Origin of the sequence: Allocoleopsis sp., from assembly GCF_036703385.1 — a bacterium.
GTDB lineage: Bacteria > Cyanobacteriota > Cyanobacteriia > Cyanobacteriales > Coleofasciculaceae > Allocoleopsis.
Genome location: NZ_DATNPA010000582.1, coordinates 1 through 5130, shown reverse-complemented (window position 1 = coordinate 5130; position 5130 = coordinate 1). Strand labels below are relative to the sequence as shown.

Below are 5130 nucleotides of genomic sequence, written 5' to 3'. Positions count from 1 at the left end.
CTTCACAATAGTAGTATTTTTGGGAATTGGGAATTGCTTATCAAGGAATAAGGGTTAGAAGATTGGAAAAATGAGTGAAACTTCTATTCGTCCTGCTTTAATTACCAAAGTTCTCCCTGATTCTATTGCCGCTGAGGTGGGGTTTGAGCCTGGGGATGCGATCGTGGCAATTAACGACACACGTCCCCGCGACCTCATCGATTATCAGTTTTTATGTGCGGATGAAGTGCTGGAACTACAAGTCCTAGATGCGGCGGGTAAGACTCACTTCGTCGAAATTGAGAAAGACTACGACGAGGATTTAGGTCTGGAATTTGAGACAGCCTTGTTTGATGGCTTAATTCAGTGCAATAACCACTGCCCTTTTTGCTTTATTGACCAGCAACCACCAGGCAAGCGTCAGAGTTTGTATCTCAAAGACGACGACTACCGCCTCAGCTTTCTCTATGGTTCCTATTTAACCCTGACCAACCTCACCCAGAAAGAGTGGGACAGGATAGAACAGATGCGTCTATCTCCACTCTATGTCTCTGTCCATGCTACTGAGCCAGATATTCGCATACGGCTGCTGAAAAATCAGCGAGCTGGGCAAATTTTAGAACAGTTGAAGTGGTTTCAGAAGCGACGGCTGCAAATTCATGCTCAGGTTGTGGTTTGTCCGGGTATCAATGATGGCATCCACTTGGAACGTACTCTGCAAGATTTGGCGCAATTCCACAAGGGTGAAGTGCCTGCTGTCGCTTCTACAGCGGTAGTACCTGTAGGTTTAACACGCTTTCGACCGACACAAGACGAACTGATTCCGGTAAGTCGTGAGAAGGCAGAAGAAGTAATACAGCAGGTTCAGGCACTTCAGGAGCGATTTCGCCAGCAATGGGGGACGACATTCGCCTGGTTAGCCGATGAGTGGTTTCTGATTGCCCAACAGGAGTTACCGCCCGAATCTCATTACGAAGACTACCCTCAAATCGGTAACGGTGTGGGTTCGATTCGCCAATTTATTAAACACTTTCAGGACATCGCCTCTGTGCAACTGCCCTCAAAACTAGAGACACCTCGCCGCTATACGTGGGTAGTCGGCAATGCCGTTGAAAAAGCCTTTGAGCCACTCATACAGTTGTTAAATGCTGTGGAAGGATTGGAAGTCAGATTGGCGGCACTGCGTAGCGATTACTGGGGACAGGAGATTACCGTCACTGGCCTGCTGACTGGGCAAGATTTGCTTGAGGGTTTGAAGGGGAAAGATGTAGGTGAAGCGATTCTATTACCGTCTTTGATGCTAAAGCAGGGTGATACCCGGTTTTTAGATGATATGACGATTCAAGAACTCTCGGCTAATCTGGGGATTCCTATGCTGCCTATCAACGGCATAGAGGAACTGATTGAACGGATACAGGGATAGAGGATATTGGTTCGGCGTGATACCAAATCCGGGTTGAAAATCTGTGTGATGCCTGCCCCAATCCGTAATGGATGGCGTATCAAATGACCCGAATGGGTGAAGTTATTTAGATGAAAGCCTTGTTTAGCTATGTAGTAAGTAGCCCTATGTCTGAATAGCACAGAAAAGGGCGATCAGGATTACAGATAGGGGCATTCACTGTTGCCAGAGTTCTAGTTTGCTTGCTTTACCAGGAACATTGTTTTCACTGTACTGTCATCTGCCTCAACGATAGTAGCCTCGAATGATTGAACCCAAGGTAAGTCGCAGACGTTTTATGAGCTTCTGTTGTTGCTAAAGGCGTGGAGGATAAAGCCCGTGGTTAGTATTTGTGAAATTGTCCAACAGGCTCTTGCAACGGGTCACCTTACAGTTGAAGCCGAAAATCAACTGCGACTGCTATTACAAACAACCAAGTATGGCTCGGAAGAGTTTAATGCTTTTATGGCTTTGCAGAAATCTGCAATGGCTGGGCTTGTTAGGCAAGAATCTCGCCACTTAAAGGAGCCGCCCCACTTGTGTGCTTCGAGTTGCTCCAATATTTAGCGATCGCATTCACTAATAAAAGCCGTGCTATACTACTGCATGGTTTGCCACTTTGTCTAGTAGGTTTGTCAAATTGTTTAGGAACATAACCTCCCAAAACTGATTGGCCCACCCACTCATTTTATAAAAAGTGGAAAATATTGTTTAAATAACTCATTTTACAATATATTCAATGTAAAGCTCGAGTTTTTTGCGCAAACCACATTCTCCCTATCTTAATCTCCTCCTCTCTCCTCATCGGATTCGCCTAGAGCATAACCACTGAACCAACATCTTAGGTGCCACTTCCAGAAGCGACTATATAGATATCTGTGATCGTCCCTCTTTCCGATAAGATTAAAAAATGCTTAGAACCAGCTAATACGGTCTGAACAATTCAAGCGCCTAGGTTGAGGAACATTTTATGAGCCAAGAAATTTTCGAGAGAGTTAAGAAAATCGTCATCGAACAACTGGAAGCTGATCCTGATACAGTGACCCCTCAAGCAAACTTTGCCACCGACCTAAATGCCGACTCCCTGGATACCGTTGAGCTGGTGATGGCTTTAGAAGAAGAGTTCGATATTGAAATCCCCGACGAAGCGGCGGAACAAATCGCCACCGTTCAAGCGGCAGTAGACTACATCAGTAACAAAGTAGAAGCTCCCGCCTAAACTAAGATACCGTCTTTACTGGAAGTTCTGCGTTCTGGGTAAGCAAGCCCTGTTTTACTGGCATCATGACAAACATTGAACTAAAACGCGTCGTTGTTACAGGTCTAGGCGCGATCACACCGATAGGCAACACTCTAACTGAGTACTGGGACGGGTTGTTGAGTGGACGAAACGGTATTGGCCCGATCACCTTGTTCGACCCGTCCCGACACGATTGCCGGATTGCCGGTGAGGTGAAGGGTTTTGACCCCCATCTATATATGGAGCGTAAAGAAGCAAAGCGGATGGATCGCTTTGCTCAATTTGGAGTATCCGCAAGCAAGCAGGCTCTAGCCGATGCGCAGTTTGTAATTAATGACCTGAACGCAGAACAGGTGGGTGCCATCATTGGAACTGGCATCGGGGGTCTCAAGGTATTAGAAGACCAGCAGGAAATCTACCTTACTCGCGGTCCGGATCGGTGTAGTCCGTTTATGATTCCGATGATGATTGCCAACATGGCAGCGGGTCTAACGGCTATTCATACGGGTGCAAAAGGACCGAATAACTGTACCGTTACAGCCTGTGCAGCGGGCTCTAATGCCATAGGGGATGCGTTTCGCTTGGTGCAGCGCGGCTATGCTCAGGCCATGATTTGTGGAGGCACTGAAGCGGCAGTCACGCCTCTATCGTTAGCCGGTTTTGCAGCGTGTAAAGCGCTTTCTACTCGCAACGATGACCCAACTCAGGCTTGTCGTCCCTTTGATCGCGATCGCGATGGCTTTGTCATGGGTGAAGGGTCAGGGATTCTCATTCTGGAAGAACTCGAACACGCCCTCAGCCGTGGAGCCAAAATTTATGCCGAAATCATTGGCTATGGCATGACCTGCGATGCTTATCACATCACCTCACCGGTTCCGGGTGGAGAAGGTGCGGCTCGAGCCATACAACTAGCGCTAAAAGATGCAGGGATTACTCCAGAGCAGGTGAGTTACATCAACGCTCACGGCACCAGCACACCCGCTAACGACTCGACGGAAACGGCAGCGATTAAAACAGCTTTAGGTGAGTCGGCTGCTCAGGTGGCTGTTAGCTCCACCAAATCGATGACAGGTCATTTGTTGGGTGGCTCTGGTGGCATTGAGGCCGTCGCGACGGTCATGGCGGTGGCAAATGACCAAATTCCACCGACCATTAATTTGGAAAACCCTGACCCAGCTTGTGACCTAGATTACGTGCCCCACAAGAGCCGCCATCAAATCGTAGAAGTGGCGCTTTCAAATTCTTTTGGGTTTGGCGGTCACAATGTCACGCTAGCCTTCAAGAAATACAGGCAATCGTAATGGCAATAGGGGATTAGGAACCCTATCCATTTCGGCATTTGCAAACAATCTACAAAAACCGATATGGTATAAATACCTAGTCCCTTTCTGCCTTGCCCATCGATCCCGCTAATGGGATGATGGGGCTATAGCCTTGGGGCGACCGAGAGCCATTGAGTTTTAACTCACACAAATCTTGCGTTAAACCGTACATCCCTAAAAGTCATTTAAAGAAAAATTATGGCCGTTGCAACCCAATCTCTCGAAGAACTGTGCATTAATTCCATCCGCTTTCTAGCCATTGATGCTGTACAGAAAGCGAATTCTGGACATCCAGGGCTGCCAATGGGCGCGGCTCCTATGGCATTCGTGCTTTGGGACCGGTTTATGCGGTTTAACCCGAAAAATCCCAAGTGGTTTAATCGCGATCGCTTCGTTCTGTCGGCAGGTCACGGCTGTATGTTACAGTACGCCCTACTCCATCTGACAGGCTACGATAGCGTGACGCTGGACGACATCAAACAGTTCCGGCAGTGGGGCTCCAAAACCCCCGGTCACCCGGAAAACTTCGAGACACCCGGTGTAGAAGTGACGACTGGCCCCTTGGGACAAGGAATTGCCAATGGGGTTGGTTTAGCAATGGCAGAAGCCCATTTGGCTGCCAAGTTCAACAAGCCCGATGCCAAGATTGTTGACCACTATACCTATGTGATTCTGGGTGATGGTTGCAACATGGAAGGGGTTTCTGGTGAAGCCTGTTCCTTGGCAGGACACTTGGGATTAGGCAAGTTAATTGCTCTGTACGACGATAACCACATTTCCATCGATGGTTCTACCGACGTCTCCTTTACCGAAGATGTAGGGAAGCGGTTTGAAGCTTACGGTTGGCACGTCCAGCATGTAGAAGATGGGAACAGTGACTTGGAGGCCATTGCCAAAGCGATCGAAGCCGCCAAAGCTGTCACCGACAAGCCTTCCTTGATTAAGGTAACCACTATCATTGGATATGGCTCTCCCAACAAATCCAATACCGCCGACGTTCACGGTGCGGCTCTGGGTAAGGATGAAGTCAAGGCCACTCGCGAGAACCTGGGTTGGGAATACCCTGAGTTCGAGGTGCCAGAAGACGCCCTCAAGCACTTCCGGAAAGCGGTAGAACGTGGTGCCAACTTAGAAACCGAATGGAACCA

Annotated in this window: 4 protein-coding genes and 1 pseudogene; all 5 read left to right on the top strand. The window is 48.4% G+C overall.

Translation table 11 applies throughout. The features are described from left to right. Positions 1 to 70 precede the first annotated feature (70 nt). The gene (locus V6C93_RS28175) at positions 71 to 1402 is read left to right on the top strand and encodes a TIGR03279 family radical SAM protein (RefSeq protein ID WP_333479992.1); all 1332 of its coding nucleotides are present in this window, start codon (positions 71 to 73) and stop codon (positions 1400 to 1402) included. A gap of 357 nt (positions 1403 to 1759) precedes the next feature. Continuing rightward, entirely contained in the window at positions 1760 to 1987 is a 228-nt protein-coding gene (locus V6C93_RS28170; RefSeq protein WP_333479991.1) for a hypothetical protein, read from the top strand. A 403-nt stretch (positions 1988 to 2390) separates the two neighbouring features. Beyond that, positions 2391 to 2639 (top strand): acyl carrier protein, encoded by a 249-nt coding sequence (gene acpP, locus V6C93_RS28165; RefSeq protein WP_333479990.1) that lies wholly within the window; start codon positions 2391 to 2393, stop codon positions 2637 to 2639. A 65-nt stretch (positions 2640 to 2704) separates the two neighbouring features. Then, on the top strand, positions 2705 to 3961 hold the full coding sequence (fabF, locus tag V6C93_RS28160) for a beta-ketoacyl-ACP synthase II (RefSeq protein WP_333479988.1): 1257 nt from the start codon (positions 2705 to 2707) through the stop codon (positions 3959 to 3961). 219 nt (positions 3962 to 4180) lie between these two features. Beyond that, positions 4181 to 5130 (top strand): annotated as a pseudogene (locus V6C93_RS28155) (transketolase); the annotation flags it as partial.